The sequence below is a fragment of the Curtobacterium sp. Leaf154 genome (assembly GCF_001424595.1).
GTDB classification, from domain to species: Bacteria; Actinomycetota; Actinomycetes; order Actinomycetales; family Microbacteriaceae; genus Curtobacterium; species Curtobacterium poinsettiae.
The window spans coordinates 42,138-63,803 of sequence record NZ_LMOS01000009.1; the positions used below are offsets into that span (position 1 = coordinate 42,138).

Annotated in this window: 21 protein-coding genes; 10 read left to right on the forward strand and 11 right to left on the reverse strand. The window is 71.8% G+C overall.

What is annotated here, in order from left to right; genetic code table 11:
• Nucleotides 1–73 precede the first annotated feature (73 nt).
• Nucleotides 74–823, forward strand: coding sequence for a hypothetical protein (locus tag ASF75_RS16570; RefSeq protein ID WP_056073214.1), 750 nt, complete (start codon nt 74–76; stop codon nt 821–823).
• 30 nt (nt 824–853) lie between these two features.
• Here ASF75_RS16570 and ASF75_RS16575 read toward each other — a convergent pair whose 3' ends face one another.
• The 4 genes from ASF75_RS16575 to ASF75_RS16590 form a co-directional block, all read right to left on the reverse strand.
• The gene (locus ASF75_RS16575) at nt 854–1,636 is read right to left on the reverse strand and encodes an endonuclease/exonuclease/phosphatase family protein (protein ID WP_056073217.1); all 783 of its coding nucleotides are present in this window, start codon (nt 1,634–1,636) and stop codon (nt 854–856) included.
• Between the two features lie 38 nt (nt 1,637–1,674).
• On the reverse strand, nt 1,675–3,171 hold the full coding sequence (locus ASF75_RS16580; protein ID WP_017887540.1) for an LCP family protein: 1,497 nt from the start codon (nt 3,169–3,171) through the stop codon (nt 1,675–1,677).
• Nucleotides 3,172–3,316: 145 nt separating this feature from the next.
• Nucleotides 3,317–3,967, reverse strand: a complete 651-nt coding sequence (locus ASF75_RS16585; protein ID WP_017887541.1) for a GntR family transcriptional regulator — start codon at nt 3,965–3,967, stop codon at nt 3,317–3,319.
• 12 nt (nt 3,968–3,979) lie between these two features.
• Entirely contained in the window at nt 3,980–6,094 is a 2,115-nt protein-coding gene (locus tag ASF75_RS16590; RefSeq protein ID WP_056073220.1) for an MMPL family transporter, read from the reverse strand.
• A gap of 76 nt (nt 6,095–6,170) precedes the next feature.
• Between ASF75_RS16590 and ASF75_RS16595 the strand changes: the two genes are divergently transcribed.
• Both ASF75_RS16595 and ASF75_RS16600 read left to right on the forward strand, forming a co-directional pair.
• Nucleotides 6,171–6,578, forward strand: a complete 408-nt coding sequence (locus ASF75_RS16595) for a MarR family winged helix-turn-helix transcriptional regulator (protein WP_017887543.1) — start codon at nt 6,171–6,173, stop codon at nt 6,576–6,578.
• Nucleotides 6,579–6,658: 80 nt separating this feature from the next.
• On the forward strand, nt 6,659–7,702 hold the full coding sequence (locus ASF75_RS16600; protein ID WP_017887544.1) for an LCP family protein: 1,044 nt from the start codon (nt 6,659–6,661) through the stop codon (nt 7,700–7,702).
• Between the two features lie 73 nt (nt 7,703–7,775).
• Here the strand turns inward: ASF75_RS16600 and ASF75_RS16605 are convergent, their stop codons facing one another.
• From ASF75_RS16605 to ASF75_RS16630, 6 genes are all read right to left on the reverse strand, one after another.
• Nucleotides 7,776–8,480: a transglycosylase family protein gene (locus tag ASF75_RS16605; protein ID WP_017887545.1), complete on the reverse strand. Its 705-nt coding sequence runs from the start codon at nt 8,478–8,480 to the stop codon at nt 7,776–7,778.
• A 302-nt stretch (nt 8,481–8,782) separates the two neighbouring features.
• Complete coding sequence (gene rlmC / locus ASF75_RS16610) at nt 8,783–9,934, reverse strand: 23S rRNA (uracil(747)-C(5))-methyltransferase RlmC (protein ID WP_056073223.1); 1,152 nt, start codon at nt 9,932–9,934, stop codon at nt 8,783–8,785.
• Between the two features lie 7 nt (nt 9,935–9,941).
• On the reverse strand, nt 9,942–10,808 hold the full coding sequence (locus tag ASF75_RS16615; protein WP_031259976.1) for an SMP-30/gluconolactonase/LRE family protein: 867 nt from the start codon (nt 10,806–10,808) through the stop codon (nt 9,942–9,944).
• 40 nt (nt 10,809–10,848) lie between these two features.
• Nucleotides 10,849–11,469, reverse strand: a complete 621-nt coding sequence (locus ASF75_RS16620; protein WP_042539863.1) for a DedA family protein — start codon at nt 11,467–11,469, stop codon at nt 10,849–10,851.
• Between the two features lie 68 nt (nt 11,470–11,537).
• Nucleotides 11,538–12,197 (reverse strand): FadR/GntR family transcriptional regulator, encoded by a 660-nt coding sequence (locus ASF75_RS16625; RefSeq protein ID WP_017887549.1) that lies wholly within the window; start codon nt 12,195–12,197, stop codon nt 11,538–11,540.
• A complete protein-coding gene (locus ASF75_RS16630; RefSeq protein ID WP_056073227.1) occupies nt 12,194–12,916 on the reverse strand; it encodes an SDR family oxidoreductase in 723 nt (240 codons plus the stop codon). The genes ASF75_RS16625 and ASF75_RS16630 overlap by 4 nt, the downstream gene beginning before the upstream one ends.
• Before the next feature lie 45 nt (nt 12,917–12,961).
• Here ASF75_RS16630 and ASF75_RS16635 point away from each other — a divergent pair, with 45 nt between their 5' ends.
• The 7 genes from ASF75_RS16635 (at nt 12,962) to mnhG (ending at nt 20,089) form a co-directional block, all read left to right on the forward strand.
• Nucleotides 12,962–13,714: an SDR family NAD(P)-dependent oxidoreductase gene (locus tag ASF75_RS16635; protein ID WP_042539867.1), complete on the forward strand. Its 753-nt coding sequence runs from the start codon at nt 12,962–12,964 to the stop codon at nt 13,712–13,714.
• 101 nt (nt 13,715–13,815) lie between these two features.
• A complete protein-coding gene (locus ASF75_RS16640; protein ID WP_056073230.1) occupies nt 13,816–16,728 on the forward strand; it encodes a Na+/H+ antiporter subunit A in 2,913 nt (970 codons plus the stop codon).
• Nucleotides 16,725–17,135, forward strand: coding sequence for a Na(+)/H(+) antiporter subunit C (locus tag ASF75_RS16645; RefSeq protein ID WP_056073233.1), 411 nt, complete (start codon nt 16,725–16,727; stop codon nt 17,133–17,135). Before ASF75_RS16640 ends, ASF75_RS16645 begins: the two co-directional genes overlap by 4 nt.
• Nucleotides 17,132–18,823: a Na+/H+ antiporter subunit D gene (locus tag ASF75_RS16650; protein ID WP_017887554.1), complete on the forward strand. Its 1,692-nt coding sequence runs from the start codon at nt 17,132–17,134 to the stop codon at nt 18,821–18,823. Before ASF75_RS16645 ends, ASF75_RS16650 begins: the two co-directional genes overlap by 4 nt.
• On the forward strand, nt 18,820–19,401 hold the full coding sequence (locus ASF75_RS16655) for a Na+/H+ antiporter subunit E (RefSeq protein WP_017887555.1): 582 nt from the start codon (nt 18,820–18,822) through the stop codon (nt 19,399–19,401). The genes ASF75_RS16650 and ASF75_RS16655 overlap by 4 nt, the downstream gene beginning before the upstream one ends.
• Complete coding sequence (locus ASF75_RS16660; RefSeq protein ID WP_056073236.1) at nt 19,398–19,736, forward strand: hypothetical protein; 339 nt, start codon at nt 19,398–19,400, stop codon at nt 19,734–19,736. Before ASF75_RS16655 ends, ASF75_RS16660 begins: the two co-directional genes overlap by 4 nt.
• A 5-nt stretch (nt 19,737–19,741) precedes the next feature.
• The gene (gene mnhG, locus ASF75_RS16665) at nt 19,742–20,089 is read left to right on the forward strand and encodes a monovalent cation/H(+) antiporter subunit G (RefSeq protein ID WP_042539882.1); all 348 of its coding nucleotides are present in this window, start codon (nt 19,742–19,744) and stop codon (nt 20,087–20,089) included.
• A gap of 77 nt (nt 20,090–20,166) precedes the next feature.
• Here the strand turns inward: mnhG and ASF75_RS16670 are convergent, their stop codons facing one another.
• Complete coding sequence (locus ASF75_RS16670) at nt 20,167–21,420, reverse strand: MFS transporter (RefSeq protein ID WP_056073239.1); 1,254 nt, start codon at nt 21,418–21,420, stop codon at nt 20,167–20,169.
• Nucleotides 21,421–21,666: the final 246 nt, after the last annotated feature.

The window sequence follows — 21,666 nt, forward strand, 5'->3', positions numbered from 1 at the left end:
GGTCCGGTGACGGGCCGGCCCCGATTCGGTAACACCTGTCGTTCTGCCCCGACCGAGGTCGTACCGTCGAACGGTGACTCCTCGGACCCTGCTGGCGCTCGGCGCCGCCGTGCTCGCCTTCTCGGCCGGTGCGCTCGCGTTCGACGGCACCACCGGGCTCGGCGTCGACGTGGCCGTCGCTGCCGAGACCTCGCACGACGCCGCTCCGGTCCACGTGACGAACGCGGACCTCCGCCGTGTGGACTCGATCGAGCTCGACGCCGAGGCCCTGGTGCTCCGAGACGGCGACGACACCGTCGTCGAGTCCTCGATGCGCGACTCCGGCCTGACCGTGAGCGTGCTGAACCGGCTGCTCGGCACCCCGTCGCGGACGCAGACGGCCGAGGGCGACGGCGGGGCGTGCTTCCCCGCGGGCACCACGTACACCTGGGGCGGCGCCGTCCGCGTGGCAGCCCTGACGACCGACGCCGCGGCCGGCAACGCCGTCGAGATCCGGGTGTTGCGCGACGCGGTCCGCAGCACCTTCGGCAGGCAGATCGAACTGACCGGCCCGGGCGGCGTCCGGGTGGGCGACGACATCGGGGACGAGATCGCCGACGCGCCCCGCTCCGAGCGCGTCTCCTTCGGATCGGACGACTCGCGTGCCTGGCAGCTCCTGCTCCGCGAAGGGTGGGCGGACCGGCACCACGACGACGGTGACGACCACGAGTCGGGCAAGCGCACCGACGATGCCGGGACCAACGGGGTCTCCGCGCTGACGAACGAGACGACCGTCACGGTGCTCGGTTCACCGATGCCCGTCCACGCGCAGCGCAGCTGCTGACAGCGAGCAGAGCGCAGCTGCTGAACCGGTTCAGACCCGCAGGGTCGTGATCACCGGGAAGTGGTCGCTGGCGAACCAGGTCTCGGGGCCGTCGTGGTCGATCACCACGCGGTCCACGGCGTTGATGCCCCGGGTGAGCACCCAGTCGATCCGCTCGGCCGAGTCGACCGGAGGCTGCCAGTCGTTGAACGTGGCGGTGCGGTCGGACGGGTCACCCGCAGCCAGCCAGGCGTCTTCGAACCCGGCTTCGGCGAACACCCGCGATGCCGTGCCGGTGCCCGCGGGTTCGTTGCAGTCCCCGGCGAACACGACCGGCCCGGTGGTGCCGGCCAACCGTTCGGCGATGAGCGCGGCGCTCCGGCCCCGGACCTCGTCACCGTGCGGTCCGGGCTCGTGGTCCAGGTGTGTGGTGAGCACGGTGAACGCGGGGCCCTCGGCGTCGAGGAACCGGGCGTGGTTCGCGATCCGCGGGTACAGGCTGCCCCAGGTGTTCGAGACGGGCTCGTCCGGGGTGTCCGACAGCCAGAACGACCCCTCGTCGGACGGGCGGAAGCGGTCGCGGCGGTAGAAGACGGCCGCGTGCTCGCCGGCGTCGCCGCCCTCGCGCCCCTGCCCGACGTCGGCGTGGTCCGGCAGACCGGCACGCAGGTCGTCCATCTGGTGGGCGAAGGCCTCTTGCACGCACAGCACGTCGGGGTCGTGTCGACGGATGACGTCGAGCACGACCGGTAGTCGGGCCGGCCAGTCGTGCGCGGGGTCCGGGTTCTTGATGTTGTAGGTCATCAGGACGATCGGGCGTGCGGCGCTGGTCACTCCACGAACCTACCGACCGGTCCCCCGGCGGGTTCCCATCAGTTGATGCAGGTGCCCTCGGTGCCGTAGTTGTGCACGTCGGTCGACTTGGGCGTCGGTTCCTTCGCGGGCTTCTTCGTCGGCTTCGAGCCCGAGCCGCCGGTCGCCGGCGTCGAGGCCCCGGCGCTCGGCTCGGTCGCGACCGGCTTCGCGGTCTTGCCGTCGGTGCCGAGCACCAGGGTGACACCGGTCACGCTGGCGGTGCGGACGGCGACGGCGCCGGGGACCGCGGACACGACGGCCTTCGCCTGCGCCTCCTGGCCGGCGGGGTACTGCACCTGCGTCGTCTTCGTCGTCGCGGACGAGCCGGCCGGCGGGACCTGGAAACCGCGGGCGGTCAGGACCTGGCCAGCCGCGGTCGCAGCACCCTCGACCCCGCTGCCGTTCAGCACGGTGACCGAGGTGTTCGCGGGCTGCGCGCGGCGGGCCTTCGTGTACGCCTCGGGCTGCCCCACCAGACCCTGCACGAACGCGGGCAGTCCGACGGTGTCGACCTCGACGATGGACAGCGGCGAACCGTTCACGTAGATGGTCGGGGTGCCGAGGGTCGGGATCGTGGCCGACTGGATGTTGCCGGGCCGCAGGTTGCGCATCTGCGAGGCGAGGTCGATCAGGTCGGTGTCGGTCTGGATCGATCCGCCGACGGCCTTGAGGATGTTGCCCATCTTCACGGGGTTGAGCAGCGTGCCGGCCGACGTGACCTTCCGTGCCTCCTGCGACAGGAAGTACTGCTGGCGCACGTTGCGGTCCAGGTCGCCGTTCGGCAGGCCGTGGCGCTGGCGCACGAAGGACAGCGCCTCCTTCGCGTTCAGCGAGGACTTGCCCGCGGGCAGGTTGACGCCGGAGTAGGGGTCGTTCGTCGCCTGGTTCAGGCAGACCTCGACCGGTCCGAGCTCCTTGACCACCTGGTAGAAGCCGAGCAGCGAGACGCGGACGTAGTGGTCGATCTGCAGGCCGCTCAGGTTCTCGATGGTCTTGATGAGCATCTTCGCACCACCGGTGTCCCCACCGCCGTTGAGCGTGCCGTAGTAGAAGGCGCTGTTGAGCTTGCCCTTGCCGACGTCGGGGATGTCGACGTACGAGTCACGGGGGAACGAGATCATCGTCGCCTGACTGCCGTCGGCGCTGATGTGCAGCACGATCATCGTGTCGGTGTTCGTCGCACCGCCGTCGTCCTGGGTGCTGAGTTCGGCGAGCTGCTCCGGGGTGGCGTTGTCCGGACGGTGGTCGTCGCCGACGAGCAGGATGTTCTGCGCCTTGCCGTCGACGTCGTCCTTCGTGTCCTTCTTGCCGGTGATCGCGTTGACGATCGTGACGCCGTCGGACAGCTGGTTGTACGCGTAGCCCGCGTACCCGACGCCCAGCAGGAGGGCCATCGTGAGCACCCCCGCGACGGCCGGGAACACCACGCCCGCCCGACGCTTCTGGCGCCCGTGGCGCGGCGTCGCGGCACCGCGGCGCGCGGGCTCGGTCGTCTGCTCGGGTTCGTTGCTCACCGGGAAACCATAACCGGCGAGTGGACGGACGACATGGGATGCGCCTGGAAGGTCACCCCGTAGTGGCCGTCACCACCTGAGTGACGGAACGGTGTCCGCGGTGCTGCCACGGGCCTCCTGTCCGTCACCGGTCGCGCTCGTGACGCTAGTCGCGCGACGGGAGCAGGTGGATCGCCTCCATGGCGAGCTCGGCGGCGATCGGGTCCTTCGCGACGACGGCGTCCTTGAGCTTCGTCAGCTCGGGCAGGATCACGTCGGCCGGCAGGAGCTCGGCGAGCTCCGGCACGCGGAGCTTGAAGGAGAGCCCGTCCGTGGTCGACGCGCAGAGCTGCACGAGCGACGGGTTGCCGCACGCGTCGGCCCACATCGCGTAGATGCCGGCACCGTCGCGCGCGACCTTGTCCTGCTCGTCGGCGCTCACCCGCGCGTGCACGTCGTCGAGCATCTTCACGATCTTCTTGCGCTGCGCGTCCGTGAACCGGGGCACCGCGAGCCGCACGACGCCGCCGTAGATCACGCCGAGGGTGCGGTACGCGTCGAGGAGTTCTTCCTTCGTCGGCGCCGCGACCCGGGTGTAGCGGTTCGGCGCCATCTCGATGAGGCCGGCACGGGCGAGTTCGGCGAGGGCTTCGCGGATCGGCGTGCGGGACACCCCGAGCCACGCGATGAGGTCGTCGTCGTTGAGCCGTTCCCCGGGTTCGAGCGTGCCGTCCATGATGGCGTCGCGGATCTTGTCCTGCACCGTGTCACGGAGGAGCTTGCGCTCTGCGGCGGGCTGCGTCGAGGGAACTGGCATGGGCCTAGCGTGTCACATGTCAGGGCGCGTGCGCGAGAGGCGCGAGGGCCACCAGGCCCGGTGCCCGAGGTCGTACGCCAGTGCCGGCACGAGCAGTGACCGGACCACGATCGTGTCGAGCAGCACGCCGAACGCGACGACGAACGCGATCTGCACGAGGAACAGGATCGGGATGACGCCGAGGGCCGCGAACGTGGCGGCCAGCACGACGCCGGCGGACGTGATCACCCCGCCGGTCACCCCCAGGCCGCGCAGGACGCCCTCGCGCGGACCGTGGCGCAGTGCTTCTTCGCGCACCCGGGTCATGAGGAAGATGTTGTAGTCGACGCCCAGGGCCACCAGGAACACGAACGAGTACAGCGGCACGCTCGGGTCGGCGCCCGGGAAGTGGAACACGTGGTCGAAGACGAGGGCACCGACACCGAGGGCCGCCGCGAACGAGACGATCACGCTGCCGATCAGGACGAGCGGTGCGACGACGCTGCGGAGCAGGAGCATCAGGATCAGCAGGATCACGACGAGCACCACGGGGATGATGAGCGTGCGGTCGCGGATGCCGGTGTCGTTCGTGTCGACCGCCGTCGCGGTGACGCCACCGACGATCGCGCCCGGGTCGACCCGTTCGACGGCGGTGCGGAGGTCGCGGACGGTCTGCTCGGCGGCGTCGGAGTCTGCGGCGTCCGACAGGGTCGCCTCGAGCAGGACGTCGCCGCGGGAGACGGTCGGCGCGGCGCTGCCTGCGGTGTCCCCGGTCACCGGGACGGTGCCGGCGGGGCTGTCCTTCGCCGCGGCCACGACACCGTCGACCCCGTCGACCGCCGTGATCGCGTCGACGAGCTGGTCGAGGTCCCGCTCGGCGCCGATCACCTGCGCGGGGCTGCCGGAGCCGCCGGGGAAGTGGTCGGCCAGCACGTCCTGCCCGTCGCGTGCCTGGGACGACCCGATGATCAGGTCGCTCTGCGGCACACCGTCGGCCTTGAGCCCGAACAGGCCGGCGCCCATCGCGAGCAGTCCGACCGTGCAGACGATCCACACCACCCGCGAACGACGGGCGACGAGCCGGCCGACGCGTGCCCAGACACCTCGGGCGTCGGGGCCGGTGAGCACGGGGTGGGCGCTGCCGTGCACGGGACGGAGGGGCCAGAACGCCGCACGGCGGAACGCGAGCAGCAGCGCGGGCAGGAGCGTCAGGGCGGCGAGCAGGCTGAACGCGATGCCGATGGCGGCGACGGGGCCGAGCGCCTTGTTCGAGTTGAGGTCGGACAGCAGCAGGCAGAGCACCCCGACGATCACCGTGCCGCCCGAGGCCAGGATCGGCTCGAGGCTCCCGCGCAGCGCGGCCTTCGTCGCGTCCCAGCCGGTGCGGTGGTCACGCAGGGCCTCACGGAAGCGCGCGGTGTACAGGAGCGCGTAGTCGGTCGCGGCACCGATCACCAGGATCGACAGGATCCCCTGCACCTGCCCGTTGACCGTCACGATGTCGGCCTTGGCGAGCCACCAGACCACGAGGATCGAGGCACAGAGGGCGAACGTGGCGGTCCCGAGCACCAGGACCGGGAGCAGGGGGGATCGGTAGACGATGATCAGGATCACGAAGACCGCGGCGAGCGCCACCCCGAGCAGCAGCCCGTCGATGCCGGCGAAGGCCTCGGTCAGGTCGGCGGTGAACCCGGCCGGACCGGTGACGTACCCGCGCAGACCGGACGGCAGCGCATCGTCCACGTCGGCCCGGACGGCCTCGACCGCGGCGCCGGTCTCGGCGTCCTGGGTGAGCGTCGCGACGATCTCGACCGCATCGCCGTCCTCGCTCGGGATCACCGGGCTGACGGCCTCGACGTCCGCGCGGTCGGACAGCGTCGTGGTGAGCGCCTTCGCGTCGGCGAGGTCGGTCGAGGTCAGTCCCCCGTCACGCTCGAGGACGATGATCGCGGGTGCCCCGGACTCGTCGCGGAACTCCGAGGACCGCTCCTGCACCTTCGTGGCGTCGGCGGAGGCGGGCAGGAACGAGGTCTGGTCGTTGGTGGAGACCTCGGAGATCTTGCCGAAGAACGGACCGCCGACCGAGGCGATGCCGAGCCAGACCACGATGACGAGCGCGGGGAGGACGATGCGGAGGAAGCGGGACACGTCGGCGAGCGTACACCGATCGTCAGCATGCTGATTACTTGACGATCGCGCGCACCGCCCACCGTAGAATCACGACATGGAGGACACGACCGAGCAGTGGCCCCTCGGACGACTGCTGTCCGCGGCCGCACGCTCCGTCGAGCGGGACTGGGACGAACGACTCCGGGCCATCGGGCTCTCGCACGCCGCGGTGGTCGCGATCGACATCCTCATCAGGACCGGCCCGACCGGCGCCGACACCATCGCCCGCACGGCCCGGGTCCAGCCGCAGACGATGTCCCGCACCCTCGAGCGGATGGAGCGCGACGGCCTGGTCGAGCGCACCCCGCACGCCGCGGACCGTCGCCGCCGCGTGGTCCGCGTGACGCCGGCCGGCCGGTCGGCCTGGGAGACCGCGCGGCACATCGAGCGCGAGGTCCTGCCCGAGGACGCCGCCCTGCGGGTCGCGCTTCGCGAGGTCCTGGCGAAACCACAGCAGGACTGAAACGCTGTACTTGAAATACCACATGCGATAAGATCCTCGGGTCGGTTGCTCGCCGACCCGAACCCGCAGGAGTCCCCCGCATGTCCGAACGTCGCGCGGCCCGGGCGGCCGCTGACCACGCCCACCGCACCGCCATCCGCAGCACGCGCCGGCGACGGCCCTTCCTGGTCGCCCTGGTGGCGACGCTCGGCTCACTCGTCGGCATCGCCGTCGTGGTCGCCGTCGTCGCGAGTGTCTTCGTCGGCGGGCTCGCGCGGAGCTTCGACGCCGGTCGTGACACCATCGCCGACCCGTTCCCCGACGGTGCACGGCCCAGCGCCACGGGCGGCGAGAACATCCTGCTCATCGGGTCCGACGCCCGCGCACAGGGCGGCCCCGAGGGTGCACGGCCCGAACTCGGGGGGCGGTCGGACACGCTGATGCTCGCGCACGTCCCCGCCGATCGACAGCACGTGTACCTCATGTCGATCATGCGTGACTCGTGGGTCGAGGTCCCCGGACACGGGCGGGCGAAGATCAACGCCGCGTACTCCTGGGGCGGGGTCGCCCTCACCACCCAGACCGTCGAACAGCTCCTGGACGTCCGGATCGACCACGTTGCCGAGATCGACTTCGCCGGGTTCGAGGACATGACCGATGCCCTCGGCGGCGTCACGGTCGACTCACCCGTGGCGTTCTCGGCGCGGGGCCACGACTTCACCACCGGGGCGAACCGGCTCGACGGGGCCGCCGCGCTCGCCTTCGTCCGGGAGCGCTACGCCTTCGCCGACGCCGACCACACCCGCGTCCGCAACCAGCAGGCGTTCATGCGCGGCGTCGTGGACGGGCTGCTGTCCCGCGACACCGTCACGAACCCCGGGCGCATCCAGGACTTCGTCACCGCGACGAGCGAGCACCTGTCGGTCGACGCGGGCCTGTCGTTCTCACGACTGGTCGGACTGGGCTGGTCGCTCCGGGGCGTCGGAGCAGACGACCTGGTGACCTTCACGGTGCCGACCGCGGGCTCCGGCACCTCGCCGGACGGGCAGTCGATCGTCACGCTGAACGGGCTCGAGGTCTCCTCGCTGTCCCAGGCGCTCCGCTCCGACGACGTCGCCGGCTGGCTCACCGACAACCCGCAGTAGCCCCCGCCTCGCGCACGACGACGCCCCACGACTCGAGGTCGTGGGGCGTCGTCGTGTTCGGTCTGCGGAGAGATCAGGCGGGGAGCTGGAGCTCCTGGCCGGAGTAGATCAGGTTCGCGTCGTCGATGGTCGACGTGTTCGCGGCCCAGAGCTGCTTCCAGCCGCCCTCGATCTTGAGCTTCGTCGCGATCGTGTCGAGCGTGTCACCCGAGGCGATCGTGTACGTCTTGCCGCTCGTCTTGACCGGGGCCGGCTTGCTCGGCGTGGTCGCTGCCGGGGCCGGCGTCGACTCGGTGGTGCTCGGCGCGGCCTGCTGCGGGGCAGCCTGCTCGGCGGGGGCCGGAGCCGGAGCCGCCGGCTGCGGGGCGGCCTGCTCGGCCGGAGCCGGAGCCGGCGCGGGCGCCGGCGCGGCCGCTGCGGGAGCCGCACCGCTGGTGCCGCTCAGTCCGAGCTGGGCGGAGCATGCGGGCCAGGCACCCCAGCCCTGCGAGGCGAGGACGCGCTCGGCGACGGCGATCTGGGCCTCGCGGCTGGCGGAGGCGGGGTTGCCAGCGCCACCGTTCGCCTGCCAGGTGCCGAGGTTGAACTGCAGGCCGCCGTAGTAGCCGTTGCCGGTGTTGATGGCCCAGTTGCCGCCGGACTCGCACTGCGCGAGCTGGTCCCAGGTCGAACCGGACGCTGCGTTCGCGGGGGTTGCCGCGAGGCCGACACCGGTCGCGGCGATGCCGGCGAACGCCAGGCCGCCGACGATGGTGCGGGTACGGGAAAGCTTCTTCATGTGATTGCTCCACCGGGGTCACGAGCCGCATCTGCTGCGGGATCCACTGCCCACCCCGACCGATCGCGGTCAGTTGTGGGGTGCGCCACCGGGGGCAGTGGTCATCGGGCCGGCGGCACCTCGGTCGGCAACCATAGGAAACTCTTCACCGTTATCAAACTGAGACAAACGGTTCTACCCGTTCATGCTATGTACCCCTGGCGGAAACCTGTACGCCTCGATTCCCATGGCCATGGTCATCGACCCGTACCCGGGTACGTCACCTTGGCAATTCCCTGGCAATGACGACCGGGAGGCCCGGATCACGCCCGCGACAGGAGCGTGACGGCCTCGAGATGGCCGGTCTGCGGGAACATGTCGAGCACCCGGGCCCGTCGGAGCCGGAACGACGGCATGCGGGCCAGGTCCTTCGCCAGGGTCACCGGGTTGCAGCTCGAGTAGACGACGTGCTGCACGTCCGACTCCTCGAGCCAGGTCGACAACCGCTCGCCGATCCCGCGACGCGGCGGGTTCACCACGACGAGTTCGGGCACCGCATCCGGACGGGTCCGGAGGGCGTGCTCCGTGGCGTCGTCGGCGGCGAACCGGACGCCCTCGAGCCCGGCCTCACGCGCCGACTGCTTCGCCGAGCGGATCGCCTCGGCGCTCGACTCGATGCCGGTCACCGCGCGGCCGGGACGAGCGGCGTGCAGCGCGAACCCGCCGACGCCGCAGTACAGGTCCCACATCGACGCGGGATCGAGTTCGTCGATCCAGGTCGAGGCCTGCGCGTACAGCTCGGTCGCGACGCCGGTGTTCGTCTGGAAGAAGCTCTGCGGCCGCAGGTGCATCGTGATCCTGCCGAGGCGCATCGGCAGGGTCTCCTGCTCGGTGAGCACGACCTCGCGGTCGCCCTCGGTGACGGCCTTGTGCTCGGGCAGCAGGTTGGCGGTCACGACGACCGCGTTCGGCAGCGCGGCGCGCAGGGTGTCGAGGTGCTGTCGGAGTCGCGGCAGCTGCCCCTCCGAACGCAGCACGAACCGGATCATCAGCTCGCCGTCGGGCGACTCGGTGACCAGGACGTACTTCAGCTCACCGCGGCGTGCGGCGACGTCGTACGGGATCAGCCCCGCGGTGGTGACGAACCCGGCCAGGACGGGCAGCGCGTGCCGGATGCCGGGGGTGCAGATCCCGCAGTGCCGCAGGTCGACCCCGCGCTGCCGGTGGTCGAGGATGCCGACGGTCGGGTGCTCGACGGACCCGCCGACGACCATCTTCGCCTTGTTCCGGTACCCCGACTCCGGGCTCGTGATCGCCGGTGACCAGGAGACCGCACCGGGACCCCCGGCGGCCTCGACGGCGTCGTGCAGGAGCTCGCGCGTCCGGAGTTCCTTGTCGAGGACCTGGTCGGCGTAGGGCTGGCCCATGAGCGTGCACGACCGGCACACCCCGCGGTCGAAGTAGTCGCACTGCATGGCCGAGTCAGGATACGGCAGCGTCCCGCGTCGTCGTGACGATCCGGTACACCGAGGTCGTTGCCGTCAGGAAGAGCGTCGTGCCGTCGTCGCCACCGAAGCACAGGTTCGACGTGACCTCCGGGACGGCGACCTCGCCGATGCGTGCCCCGGCCGGGTCGAACACGACGACGCCGCGGTGGGACGACGACCAGACGTTGCCGTGCACGTCGACCCGGATGCCGTCCGGCGCGCCTTCGCCCGGCTCGAGCCGCGCGAACACCCGACCGTTCTTCAGCAGGTCGCCCCGGCGGTCGTACGCGCGGATGACCGGCTCGTCGCCCGACGAGCTCGCGATGTACAGCACCCGCTCGTCCGGGTCGAACGCCAGGCCGTTCGGCTCGTCGAGGTCGGTCGCCACGGGCCGCAGGTCCTCGCCCGCCGGTCCGCACCGGAACACCCAGTGGTCGCCGTACTCGCGGACGCCGGGGTGTCCCTCGCGCGGCTGGGTGATGCCGTAGGCGGGGTCGGTGAACCAGACACCGCCGTCCCGCGCGACGACGACGTCGTTCGGGGAGTTGAACCGGACGCCGTTCCACGTGTCGACGATCGGTGTGACGACCCCGTCGCGGTCACGCTCCACCCGGCGCAGGCCGTGCGAGCACTGCACGACGCTGCCGTCGCGGTCGAGCGTGCGGCCGTTGGTGAACTCGACACCGTCGGCGTACACCGAGGTCTCCCCGGAGTCGGCGTGCCACTGCAGGATCCGGTCGCCGGGGATGTCGGACCACCGCAGCGTCCGCGTGGTCGGGATCCAGCAGGGGCCCTCGGCCCAGGTGCTGCCGGTGGCGATGCGGTCGAGCGCGTCGGGGTCCGGCACGAGGTCGTCGAGCAGCACGGGTTCTCCTTCGAACGGGGTGCCCACACTACTTTCCTCAGGCTGCGGCGGCGGCCTCACTGCGTCGTCGGACGGCCTTCTCGATCGCGGAGATCGCGAAGCCGAGCAGGATCGACGCCACGACGGCGACGGTCGTGACGAGGAAGGGCTGCTCGCGGCTCCAGCGCCCCGTGGCCGCGGCGATGCCGACGCAGTACGCGGCCCACACGACGTCGGCGAGCACGCAGCTGACCAGGAAGCGCCGGAGATCGAGCCCGCTGTCCGCGCCGACCAGGTTCGTCGTCAACCGGCCCATCGGGATGAAGCGTCCGAGCACCGCGATGCGACCGGGAGCGGCACGGTAGCGGCCGTCGATGGCGTCGCGGGCCGCGCGGACCTTCGGACGCGCGAACCAGGACCGCGAACCGAGGTCGACGGAGCGCGCCAGGTGGTACAGCCCGAGGTCGCCGAGGACCATGCCGATCGACGCCGCGACGACGAGGAAGAGCACCGGCACGAGCCCACCGTCGCCACCGACCAGGAGCGTGCCGATCGCGACGACGAGTGCCTGGCTGGGGAGGAAGACCGCCACGCTGCCGACGGCGAGCACCAGGCCGACCACGAGGAAGGCCCACGGGGTGCCGACGAGCTGGACGACCAGGTCCTGTGCTGCGTCCACGACTCACCCTCCACGGGCACCGGAGGGAGCGCACCGGCCTCCATCTTCGCAGGTCGGCGGCGCGCCGCTCACGTCCGGTCGACGATCGCCCGCATCGCCGCGGCCGCGTCGTCCGGGCGTCCGTCCACCACGGCACCGGCGAGCGCGAGGTGGAGGCCGACGTCGTGCCGGTCCGGACGGATGCTCCCGCGTTCCAGCAGGACCTGGCCCACGACCCGGTGCAGGCGTCGGTACAGCGTGTTGCCGGACAGGTCGAGCACGAGCGCGTGGAGCCGCACGTCCGCGGTCACGAAGTCGGGGCGGTCGTCGCGGGTCGCGGCGGCCGCGAGCTCGTCCGCGGTGGTGCGGAGCGCCTCCCGTCGGTCCGCACAGGCGTCGAGCGCCGCTCGCCGGGCTGCTGCGGCGGCCGCGGCGGGTTCGACCGCTGCGCGCAGCTCGCGGAGTTCGACCGCGACCCGGTCGCCGTCCGGGCCCCGCAGGCGCCACCGCACCACGCGCGGGTCCAGGACGTCCCACCGATCCGCATCGAGGACGGTGACGCCGACCCGGCGCCTGGCGGTGAGCAGGCCGAGGGCGACGAGGACACGCACCGCCTCGCGGACGATGCTGCGACTGGCACCCGTCCAGGCCACCAGGTCGTCGACGCTCCGGCGGCTCCCCGCGGCCAGGGTGCCGGAGACCACGGCGTCACCGACCTGGTCGAGGACCCGATCGAAGGTGCTCGTCACCGCTGGGAGACCGGCGACAGCACGAGCTCGTCCACGCGGACGTGAGCCGGCGCCCCGAGCACGAAGGCGACGGTCCGCCCCACGTCCTCCGGCTGGAGCATGCGCTGGCGGGCGGCCGCGTCGGGGACCTCCGGCCGCTGGTCCAGGAAGTCCGTCGCGACGTCGCCCGGGCACAGGTGTGTGGCACGCACGCCGTGCTCGGCCTCCTGCTGGTTCAGGCTCCGGACGACCGATCCGAGCGCGGTCTTGCTCGCCGAGTACGCCACGCCGGCCCCGGGCTGGAAGGACCACCCGGCGTACGAGGACACGACGACCACGACACCGCCGGACGAGCGGAGTGCCGGCAGCGCGGCGTCCACGACGGTGACGACCGCGGTGAGGTTCGTGTCCACGATCGCCCGGAAGTCGGTCAGCGACTGGTCGTCCCACCGGCGTCGCGGGGCGTTGAGCCCGGCCGCCAGCAGGAGTCCGTCGAGCCGGCCGTGCCGCTCGAGCACGACGTCACGTGCGGCGGCCACGGCTGCGGGGTCGTTCGCGTCGAGGGGCAGGACGTCCGCGGTCCCGCCGGTTGCCCGGATGGCGCCTGCGACCTGCTCGAGTCGGTCCGCGCGACGCCCGCTCAGCACCACGGTCCAGCCGTCCCGTGCCGCCGCCTCTGCACCCGCGGCCCCCATGCCGCTGCCCCCACCCGTGACCCAGAGCACACGCTGATCCGTCATGCTCGAATAGTATGCCCATTCAAGGCACCGACGACGGGAGCAACGATGCACCTCGACCTGACCGACCGCGTGGTCGTCGTGACCGGCGCAGCGCGCGGGATCGGCCGCACGCTCGCCGACCGTTTCGTCGACGAAGGGTGCCGCGTCGTCGCACTCGACCTGGCCTTCGAACCGGACTTCCCGCTCGAGCACGTCGTGTGCAACGTCGCCGACCCGGCGTCCGTGCGCGACGCCGTGGACGAGGTCGTCGGGCGGCACGGCACGATCGACGTCCTGGTGAACAACGCCGGCATCAACGTCACGGGCACGGTCGCCGAACTGCAGTGGGACGCCTGGCGCCGCTGCATGGACGTCAACCTCGGTGGCACGTTCCTGATGAGCCAGGCCGTCGCACCGGTGATGCAGGCGGCCGGGCGCGGTCGGATCGTCAACGCCGCGTCGTTCGCGGCGATCGTGCCGAGCGTCGGGAGCGCGGCCTACGCGGCGTCGAAGGCCGCGGTCGTCTCGTTCACCCGGGTCCTGGCGTCCGAGCTCGGCCCGTGGGGGATCACCGTGAACGCGTACGCACCCGGCATGGTGCCGACGGCGATGAACGGCTTCGCGACGATGCCGACCGAGGCACAGGACCGTCTGCTGGACACGCTGTCACTCCGCCGGTGGGAGACTCCGGACGACGTCGCCGACCTGCTCGTCTTCCTGGCGAGCGACGCCTCGGGGTACATCACGGGCACCCTGCTCGACGTCTCCGGCGGCAAGCTCGCGACCCAGATCCCCGCCCGCGCGCACGGTCGGACCTGAGCGGACTGCTGTCCGGCCGCACAGGTTCTCCACATGGCTCGCTTCGTAAGCTGTGAGAGCCCAGTGAGCCGGACTGCCGCCCGACCCCGAGGAGGTGCCCGATGGTCTTCGTCCTCGTCGCGTTCGCGATCGTCGCCCTGATCGTCCCCGCACTGACCCCCGTCCTCGGGCGCCGCGTCTTCTTCGTCGCAGCCCTCGCCCCTGCCGCCGCCGCGGTGCTGACGATCGCCCAGACCGACGCCGCCCTGCACGGCAGCGTCGTCGAACGGCACCAGTGGGTCCCCCAGCTCGACCTCGACGTCACGCTGCGGATGGACGCCCTGTCGTGGGTCCTCGCCCTCGTGGTGTCGATCGTCGGCGCGTTGGTGCTGGTCTACTGCGCCTCGTACTTCGAGCGGGACGAACCCGGGCTCGGTCGGTTCGCCGGGGTCCTGACCGCCTTCGCCGGCTCGATGTACGGGCTCGTGATCGCCGACGACGTCATCGTGCTGTTCGTCCTGTGGGAGGCCACGACGGTCTTCTCCTACCTGCTCATCGGGCACGACGCCGCGAAGCGCGCCAGCCGTGCCGCCGCCATGCAGGCGCTCGTGGTGACCACCGCCGGCGGCCTGGCGATGCTCGCGGGTCTCGTGATGCTCTCGGTCGCAGCGGGTACGACGTCGCTGTCCGGGATCGTCGCCGACCCCCCGAGCGGCACGGTCGTCTCGGTGTCGGTGGTCCTGGTGCTGCTCGGAGCACTGACGAAGTCGGCGATCGTGCCGTTCCACTTCTGGCTGCCCGCCGCGATGGCCGCGCCCACCCCGGTCAGCGCGTACCTGCACGCCGCGGCGATGGTGAAGGCCGGCATCTACCTGGTGGCCCGGCTCGCCCCCGCGTTCGCGCTGCTCGACGGCTGGCGCGAGACCATCACGCTGCTCGGTGTCGCCGGGATGCTCGTCGGTGGGTACCGGGCGCTGCGCCAGACCGACCTGAAGCTCCTGCTCGCCTACGGCACCGTGGCCCAGCTCGGGTTCCTGGTGCTCGCCGCCGGATGGGGCGCCCCCGCGGTCGCCCTCGGCGGGGTCGCACTGCTCGTGGCGCACGCCGCCTTCAAGTCCACGCTCTTCCTGGTCGTCGGTGCGATCGACCACGTCGCCGGCACGCGCGACCTCGGTCGGCTCAGCGGGCTCGGCCGTGCCCGCCCGTGGCTGGCGGTCGTCGCGGTGCTCGCGCTGGTGTCGATGGCCGGGATCCCGCCCACGATCGGGTTCGTCGCGAAGGAAGCCGTGCTGACCGGCTTCACCGAGTCGCTGCACGGCCCCGACGCCGGCTGGGCGTGGTTCGCCCTGGTCGGCGTGACCGTCGGCTCGGTGCTCACCGTGGCGTACTCGCTGCGCTTCCTGTGGGGCGCCTTCGCCCGGAAGCCCGGCGTCGCGACCACCGAGCCGCACGCCCTGCACGGCCTCGCCGTCGTCCCCTCGGTCCTCGCGCTCACCGGCCTCGCCCTCGGCCTGCTCACCCCGGTGGTCGCGCACGGCATCGAGCCCGCTGCGACGACCGCGGCGCTCGGCGGCGAAGCGGTCCCGCACCTCGCGCTCTGGCACGGCCTGGAGCCCGCGCTCGGCCTGTCCGCGATCACCCTGGTCGGCGGCCTCGCACTGTTCGCCCTGCGCCGACCGGTCGAGGCGATCCAGCACCGGCTCGCCGGGTTCCCGAGCGCCGCGGGCACGTACCGGCACGGGATGCGGCTGCTCGACCGCGGAGCGACCGGGCTCACCGCGAGCCTGCAGCGCGGCTCGCTCCCCTACTACCTGACGGTGATCCTGTCGGTGTTCGTCGCCGGGGCGCTCGCCAACCTGGTGCTCGGTGGTCCGTGGGAGTTCCACGTCCGCTTCGCCGACTCGTGGGGCCAGATCCCGGTGATGATCGTGATGTCGATCGCCGGCGTCGCGGTGCTCACGGCGAAGACCCGGTTCGCCGCCGCCGTCCTGGTCGGCGTCACCGGCTACGGCCTCTCGGTGCTGTTCGTCCTGCACGGCGCCGTCGACCTCGCCCTGACGCAGCTCGTGGTCGAGACCGTCACCCTGATCGCCTTCGTCCTGGTCCTGCGCCGACTGCCCCCGCGCATCGCGACGACGAACCCGTCGCGGTTCCGCATCGTGCGGGCCCTGTTCGCCGGGCTGGCGGGGCTGACGCTCGCGATCGTCGTCGTCGTCGCTGCCTCGGCCCGCACCGCGCGTCCCCTCTGGCCGGACCTGCCCGCGCTGACGAGCTCGTTCGGGCACGGTCTCAACGTGGTGAACGTCGCCCTCGTCGACCTGCGCGGCTGGGACACCCTCGGTGAACTCACCGTCGTGGTCGCCGCGGCCACCGGTGTCGCGAGCCTGATCTTCGTGAACTCGCGCGAGGACACACTGCCCCGGCTGCGCGACCTGCCGGAGACCCTGACCGCGAACGGCGAGCGCACCGACGGTGAGCCCCGCGCCTGGCTGCCGACGAGCGCCGCGATCCCGACCGGGCGTTCGGCCCTGCTCGACGTGGTCGTCCGGTTGCTGTTCCACGGCCTGATCGTCCTGTCGGTCTACCTGCTGTTCGCCGGGCACAACGCCGCCGGTGGCGGGTTCGCCGGTGGCCTGGTCGCCGGCATCGCGCTCGCGGCCCGCTACCTGGCCGGCGGACCGGCCGAACTCGGCGCCGCGGCCCCGGTGCGCGCCGGTCGCCTGCTCGGCCTGGGGGTCGCGACGGCCGCGATCACCGCGATCGTGCCGCTGTTCTTCGGCCGCGAAGCCCTGTACTCCGAGTTCTTCGAGGCCACCGTCCCGGTCCTCGGCCACGTCGAGTTCGTCACCGCCACGTTCTTCGACATCGGCGTGTACCTGGTCGTCGTCGGCCTGGTGCTCGACGTCCTCCGCAGTCTCGGGGCCGAGGTCGACCGGCAGCGCCTCGAGGACGCCTCGACCCCGACACGCGACACCACCGAGGAGTCGGTCGGCGACACCCTCGATGCCCCCACCCCGGAAGGGAGCGCCACGTGACCGTCACCCTCGTCCTCGTGATCGCCATGGCGGTGCTGTTCTCGTGCGGCGTCTACCTGCTGCTCGAACGCTCCCTGACGCGGATGCTCCTCGGCTTCCTGCTGCTCGGCAACTCGCTCAACCTGCTGCTGCTGGTGATGTCCGGTGCCGCGGGCGACCCGCCGATCGGCAAGAGCGCCGAGGGCATCGCCGACCCGCTCCCCCAGGCGTTCGCCCTGACCGCGATCGTCATCACCTTCGCCGTCAGCGCGTTCCTGCTCGCCCTGATCCACCGGTCGTGGCAGCTGTCCCGTGCCGACGAGGTCGAGGTCGACGAGGCCGACGCCGCCATCGGCCGCGACCGCGACGAGCCGGCCGACGAGGACCCGGAGACCACCACCGACGCAGAACAGGAGGCGATCCGATGACCTGGCTCGTCCCGCTCCTCGTCCTCGTCCCGCTGCTCGGTGCCGCGGTCGCGCTCGGACTCCTCCGGCACCAGAAGCTCCAGCGCGCGATCACCGTCGTGGTGCTCGTCGTGGCCCTGGCCGTCGCCGCCACGCTCATGGTCCTGGTCGACCGGCACGGCACGATCGTGGTGCAGGTCGGCGGCTGGGACGCCCCGTACGGCATCTCGCTCGTCGTCGACCGGCTGAGCGCCCTGCTCCTCACCGTCAGTGCGAGCGTCCTGCTGCTCGTCCTGCTGTTCTCGATCGGGCAGGGCCTGGCCGCCGACGACGAGGACGCCCCGGTCACGATCTTCTACCCGACCTACCTGGTGCTCGCGGCGGGTGTGCTCGACTCGTTCATCGCCGGCGACCTGTTCAACCTGTACGTCGCGTTCGAGATGCTGCTGGTGGCGAGCTACGTGCTCATCACGCTGGGCGGCAGTGAACAGCGTGTCCGGGCGGGCACGACGTACATCGTCACGAGCCTGATCGCGTCGGCGATCTTCCTCGCCGCCATCGGCCTGGTCTACGGCGCCACCGGCACGGTGAACATCGCCCAGATCAGCGAACGCGTCGCCGACCTTCCGGAGCACGTGCAGCTGCTCCTGCACACGATGCTGCTGATCGGGTTCGGCATCAAGGCGGCGGTGTTCCCGCTGGCGTTCTGGCTGCCGGACTCGTACCCGACGGCCCCGGCACCGGTCACGGCGGTCTTCGCGGGCCTGCTGACCAAGGTCGGCATCTACGCGATCATCCGGCTCGAGACGGTGATCTTCCCGCGACCACAGCTCAACGAGGTGCTGCTGGTGGTCGCGGCGCTGACGATGGTGGTCGGGGTGCTCGGCGCGGTGTCGCAGACGGACGTGAAACGACTGCTGTCCTTCACGCTGATCAGCCACATCGGCTTCATGGTGATGGGCGTCGGCCTCGGCACCGTCGCGGGCACGGCGGCCGCGGTGTTCTACACGGTGCACCACATCGTCGTGCAGACCACGCTGTTCCTGGTGTCCGGCCTGATGGAACGCGTCGGCGGGACGACCTCGACCCGGTCGCTCGGCGGACTGCTGAAGGCCGCACCACTGCTGGCCGCCCTGTACCTGATCCCCGCGTTCAACCTGGGTGGCATCCCGCCGTTCTCCGGCTTCATCGGCAAGCTCGGCCTGTTCCGCGCCGCCGCCGAGGACGGCTCCCCGATGGCCTACGTCACCATCGGCGCCGGCGTCGTCACCTCGCTGCTCACCCTGTACGCGCTGATGCGGGTCTGGGACGCCGCCTTCTGGCGGCCGAAGCCGGCGGCCGAGGCCGCCGCCCCGCACGCGACGAGTGCTGAACCGCACGCCCACCTGCGGTCGCCGGAACCGGCGCCGCTCACCGTCTCCGAGGAGACGGGCGAGGCGTACCACCCGGGAGGCTCGGTGACGGTCACCGACGCACCGCACGCGGCCACCGCCTCCAGTCCGACCACCGGCGCGACCGAGGCGGTCGGCGAGGCCCCCGAGAAGGTGCGCCTGCCGCGCATGCTCGTCGGCGTGACGACCGTCGCGGTGCTCGGGTCCGTCGCCCTGACCGTCGTCGCCGGCCCGCTCTACGGCTACGCGACCCGCGCAGCGGAGTCGCTGGAGTCACCCGACCGCTACGTGCAGGCCGTGCTCGGAGGTGAGCGATGACCGACGTCCGCCGCATCTCGAACGCCAGGCGGATCGCACTGGCGTGGCGCTACGACGTGCCCCTGGTCGCGGGGCTCACCGTGCTGTGGGCGCTGCTCTGGGGGTCGTGGACCCCGCTGACGCTGCTCTGCGGCATCGTCGTGGCGCTCATCGTCACCCAGGCGCTGCCGCTCCCGCCGGTCCCGTTGTCCGCACGGTTCTCGATCGTGCACGTGCTGCGGTTCCTGGTGGTGTGGTCCGGGCTGGTCATCGTGGCGTCGTTCCGGGTCGCCTGGGTCGCGTTCCGCCCGCGCGGTGTGCGGCGCAGCTCGATCACGCTCGTGCAGCTGCACTCCACGTCCGAGATGACCTTCACGCTCGCCACCCTCGCGGTCTCGCTCGTGCCCGGTTCGTACGTCGCCGACGTCGACCTGCGGCGCCGCCGGCTGCTGCTCCACGTGCTCGACACCGAGCGCCTGGAACAGGTCGACGACGAACGCCGGATGGCACTCCGGATCGAGGCCATGGTGATCCGTGCACTCGGGTCGAAGCAGGACGTCTCCGAGCTGTCCGAGCCGCTGCCGGAGGTGACCCGGTGAGCCCCGCCGTCGTGGTGATGGCCGTCGCCGTCGCGCTGGTGCTCGCGCTCCTGGGGGCGACGTTCGCCCTCGCGGTGTTCCGCATCGTGCGCGGTCCGACCATCCTCGACCGCATGATCGGCTCCGACATGGTGCTGACCACCGTGCTCGTGGTGATCGCCGCCGCGATGGTCATCCGGCAGGACCTGACCGGCATCCCCGTGCTCGTGGTGATCTCGGCGACGAGTGTGTTCGCCACCGTCGCCGTCGCCCGGGCCGTCACCCCCTCGGCGGACCCGTCCGACGAGGGCCTGACCGCCACCACACCCGAGCGCGCCGAGGAGGACCAGTCGTGATCGAGATGATCGAGTCGTTCGTCGACGACGCCGGCATCCGGGCCTGGATCGCCGTCGGGCTGTTGCTCGTCGGGTCCCTGCTGTCGCTCGGGGCAGGGGTCGGCATCGTCCGGTTCCCGGACCCGCTCGTCCGCCTGCACGCGATGGCGAAGCCGCAGGTGCTCGGGCTCGCCCTCGCGCTGGCCGCGATCGTCGTCGCGGTGTGGACGTGGACGGCGTTCTGGGTCGTCCTGCCGATCATGGTGTTCCAGCTGTTCCTGGTGCCGGTCTCGACGCACATGATCGCCCGCGCCGGCCTGCGAGCCGACGACTACCGGCACGAGGACCTGCTCGTCGACGACACGGAGTCCTGACGCAGGCACTTGACGGACGGGAGGCCCGTGGCGGCGTCGCCACGGGCCTCCCGTCCGTCAGGTGGTCACGTTCGCCGTCAGGCGGTCGCGACCCGGCGGGGCAGCAGCAGGTTGCCGACCGCGGCGACCACGACGATGGCGGCGGAGACCGCCGGCAGCAGCATCGCCGCTGCGGTGCCGTGCTGCTCGGCGACGTCACCCGCGATCGCGGAGGCGATCGACTGGCCGACGATGACCGCGGACCCGAGGATCGTCATGGTGGTGGCGGAGCGGCCGACGGGTGACCGGTCCGAGCCGAGGCTGTACTGGGCGACCAGGGTCGGCCCGATCCCGATGCCCATGATCGCGAGGATGACGCCCGCGGCGACGACGGAGTCGGCACTGGCGAACGCGATCGCACCGCCGAGGAGCACGACACCGAAGACGAGCCAGCGCCAGCCGAGGCCGAACGCCCGGGGGAACGCCGCCGACCCGAGCGCCAACCCGGCGGACCCGATGCCCATCAGGCCGTAGAGCAGACCGGCCTGCGAGGCCTCGCCGTGGGTCTCCATGAACGCGGTGAGCGAGGTGAGCGTCGAGCCGAAGAACAGGCCGATGCCGAGGATGCCGACCACCACCACGACGAGTCGCGGGCGCAGGAGCTGCCGCGCGGGCGCCTGCGTCAGCTCCGCGTGCTGGCCGACCACGAGCTTGCCGGTCGGGTGCAGCGCGAATGCGGTGACGAACACGAACGTCAGGACCGAGGCGCCGGCGACGGCCACCCACGGGGCGATCGCGCTGGCGAGGATGCCGACCAGGAAGGGCCCGATGATGAAGACGGTCTCGTCGGCGGCGGACTCGTAGGCCATCGTGCCGCTGAGGGTCTTCTCGCGCCGTGCCGGGGCCATCCGCTGGCCGATGATCGCGACGAGCCGCGTGCGGGACATCGGGGCGACCTGCGGGGCCGACGCACCGATGCAGAACGCGACCGCGAGGACCGCGAGGTCGGGCGCGGTGCCGCTGACGACGAACGGGAAGAACCCGAGCAGCGCCGCGTTCACCAGGCCGACGGGGACGAGCACCGCCCGCTGGCCGAAGCGGTCGGCCGCGGCGCCGACCAACGGGCCGAAGATCGCGGAGCCGATGCCGACGGCGGCGGAGTTGACGCCACCGAGGGCGACGGAGTCACGGGTGGCGACGACCAGTGTCAGGACGCCGACGACCATCATGGCGAACGGGAGCCGGGCGATGAACGCGACGGGGAAGTACCAACGGCCGGCGAGGGAGACGAGTGAGGCGTCGGCTGCGGCCGGAGTGGTGCCGGTGTCGCTGGTGGAACGGGTCTGGAGCATCGGGGTTGTGCCTTCTCGGCCCGACCCGGTTCGGCGGGGGCGGACCCATCGGGTGCCGCCGTTGTCCGCCGGGGAGCCGGCGGCCGGTAGATACACACTGCGTGTTCTGAACAGCGCCCATCGTACCAAGCGGGCGCCGGGGCCCGGAGGAGTTCGGGCCGGGCTTGGTCCCGCCGGTCACGACACCCCGTCGGCCGGCCGCGGCGCGGTCGCAGACCGTCGCCTGCGGCGCCGCCAGCCGGCAGT

What these genes read in the sequence shown, in the direction of transcription:
- ASF75_RS16585 (WP_017887541.1), bottom strand. Translation starts at nt 3,967, where the DNA reads ATGCCAGTTCCCTCGACGCAGCCCGCCGCAGAGCGCAAGCTCCTCCGT.
- ASF75_RS16595 (WP_017887543.1), top strand. Translation starts at nt 6,171, where the DNA reads ATGGAGGACACGACCGAGCAGTGGCCCCTCGGACGACTGCTGTCCGCG.
- ASF75_RS16600 (WP_017887544.1), top strand. Translation starts at nt 6,659, where the DNA reads ATGTCCGAACGTCGCGCGGCCCGGGCGGCCGCTGACCACGCCCACCGC.
- ASF75_RS16605 (WP_017887545.1), bottom strand. Translation starts at nt 8,480, where the DNA reads ATGAAGAAGCTTTCCCGTACCCGCACCATCGTCGGCGGCCTGGCGTTC.
- rlmC (WP_056073223.1), bottom strand. Translation starts at nt 9,934, where the DNA reads ATGCAGTGCGACTACTTCGACCGCGGGGTGTGCCGGTCGTGCACGCTC.
- ASF75_RS16630 (WP_056073227.1), bottom strand. Translation starts at nt 12,916, where the DNA reads ATGACGGATCAGCGTGTGCTCTGGGTCACGGGTGGGGGCAGCGGCATG.
- ASF75_RS16635 (WP_042539867.1), top strand. Translation starts at nt 12,962, where the DNA reads ATGCACCTCGACCTGACCGACCGCGTGGTCGTCGTGACCGGCGCAGCG.
- ASF75_RS16640 (WP_056073230.1), top strand. Translation starts at nt 13,816, where the DNA reads ATGGTCTTCGTCCTCGTCGCGTTCGCGATCGTCGCCCTGATCGTCCCC.
- ASF75_RS16650 (WP_017887554.1), top strand. Translation starts at nt 17,132, where the DNA reads ATGACCTGGCTCGTCCCGCTCCTCGTCCTCGTCCCGCTGCTCGGTGCC.
- ASF75_RS16655 (WP_017887555.1), top strand. Translation starts at nt 18,820, where the DNA reads ATGACCGACGTCCGCCGCATCTCGAACGCCAGGCGGATCGCACTGGCG.
- mnhG (WP_042539882.1), top strand. Translation starts at nt 19,742, where the DNA reads ATGATCGAGTCGTTCGTCGACGACGCCGGCATCCGGGCCTGGATCGCC.
- ASF75_RS16670 (WP_056073239.1), bottom strand. Translation starts at nt 21,420, where the DNA reads ATGCTCCAGACCCGTTCCACCAGCGACACCGGCACCACTCCGGCCGCA.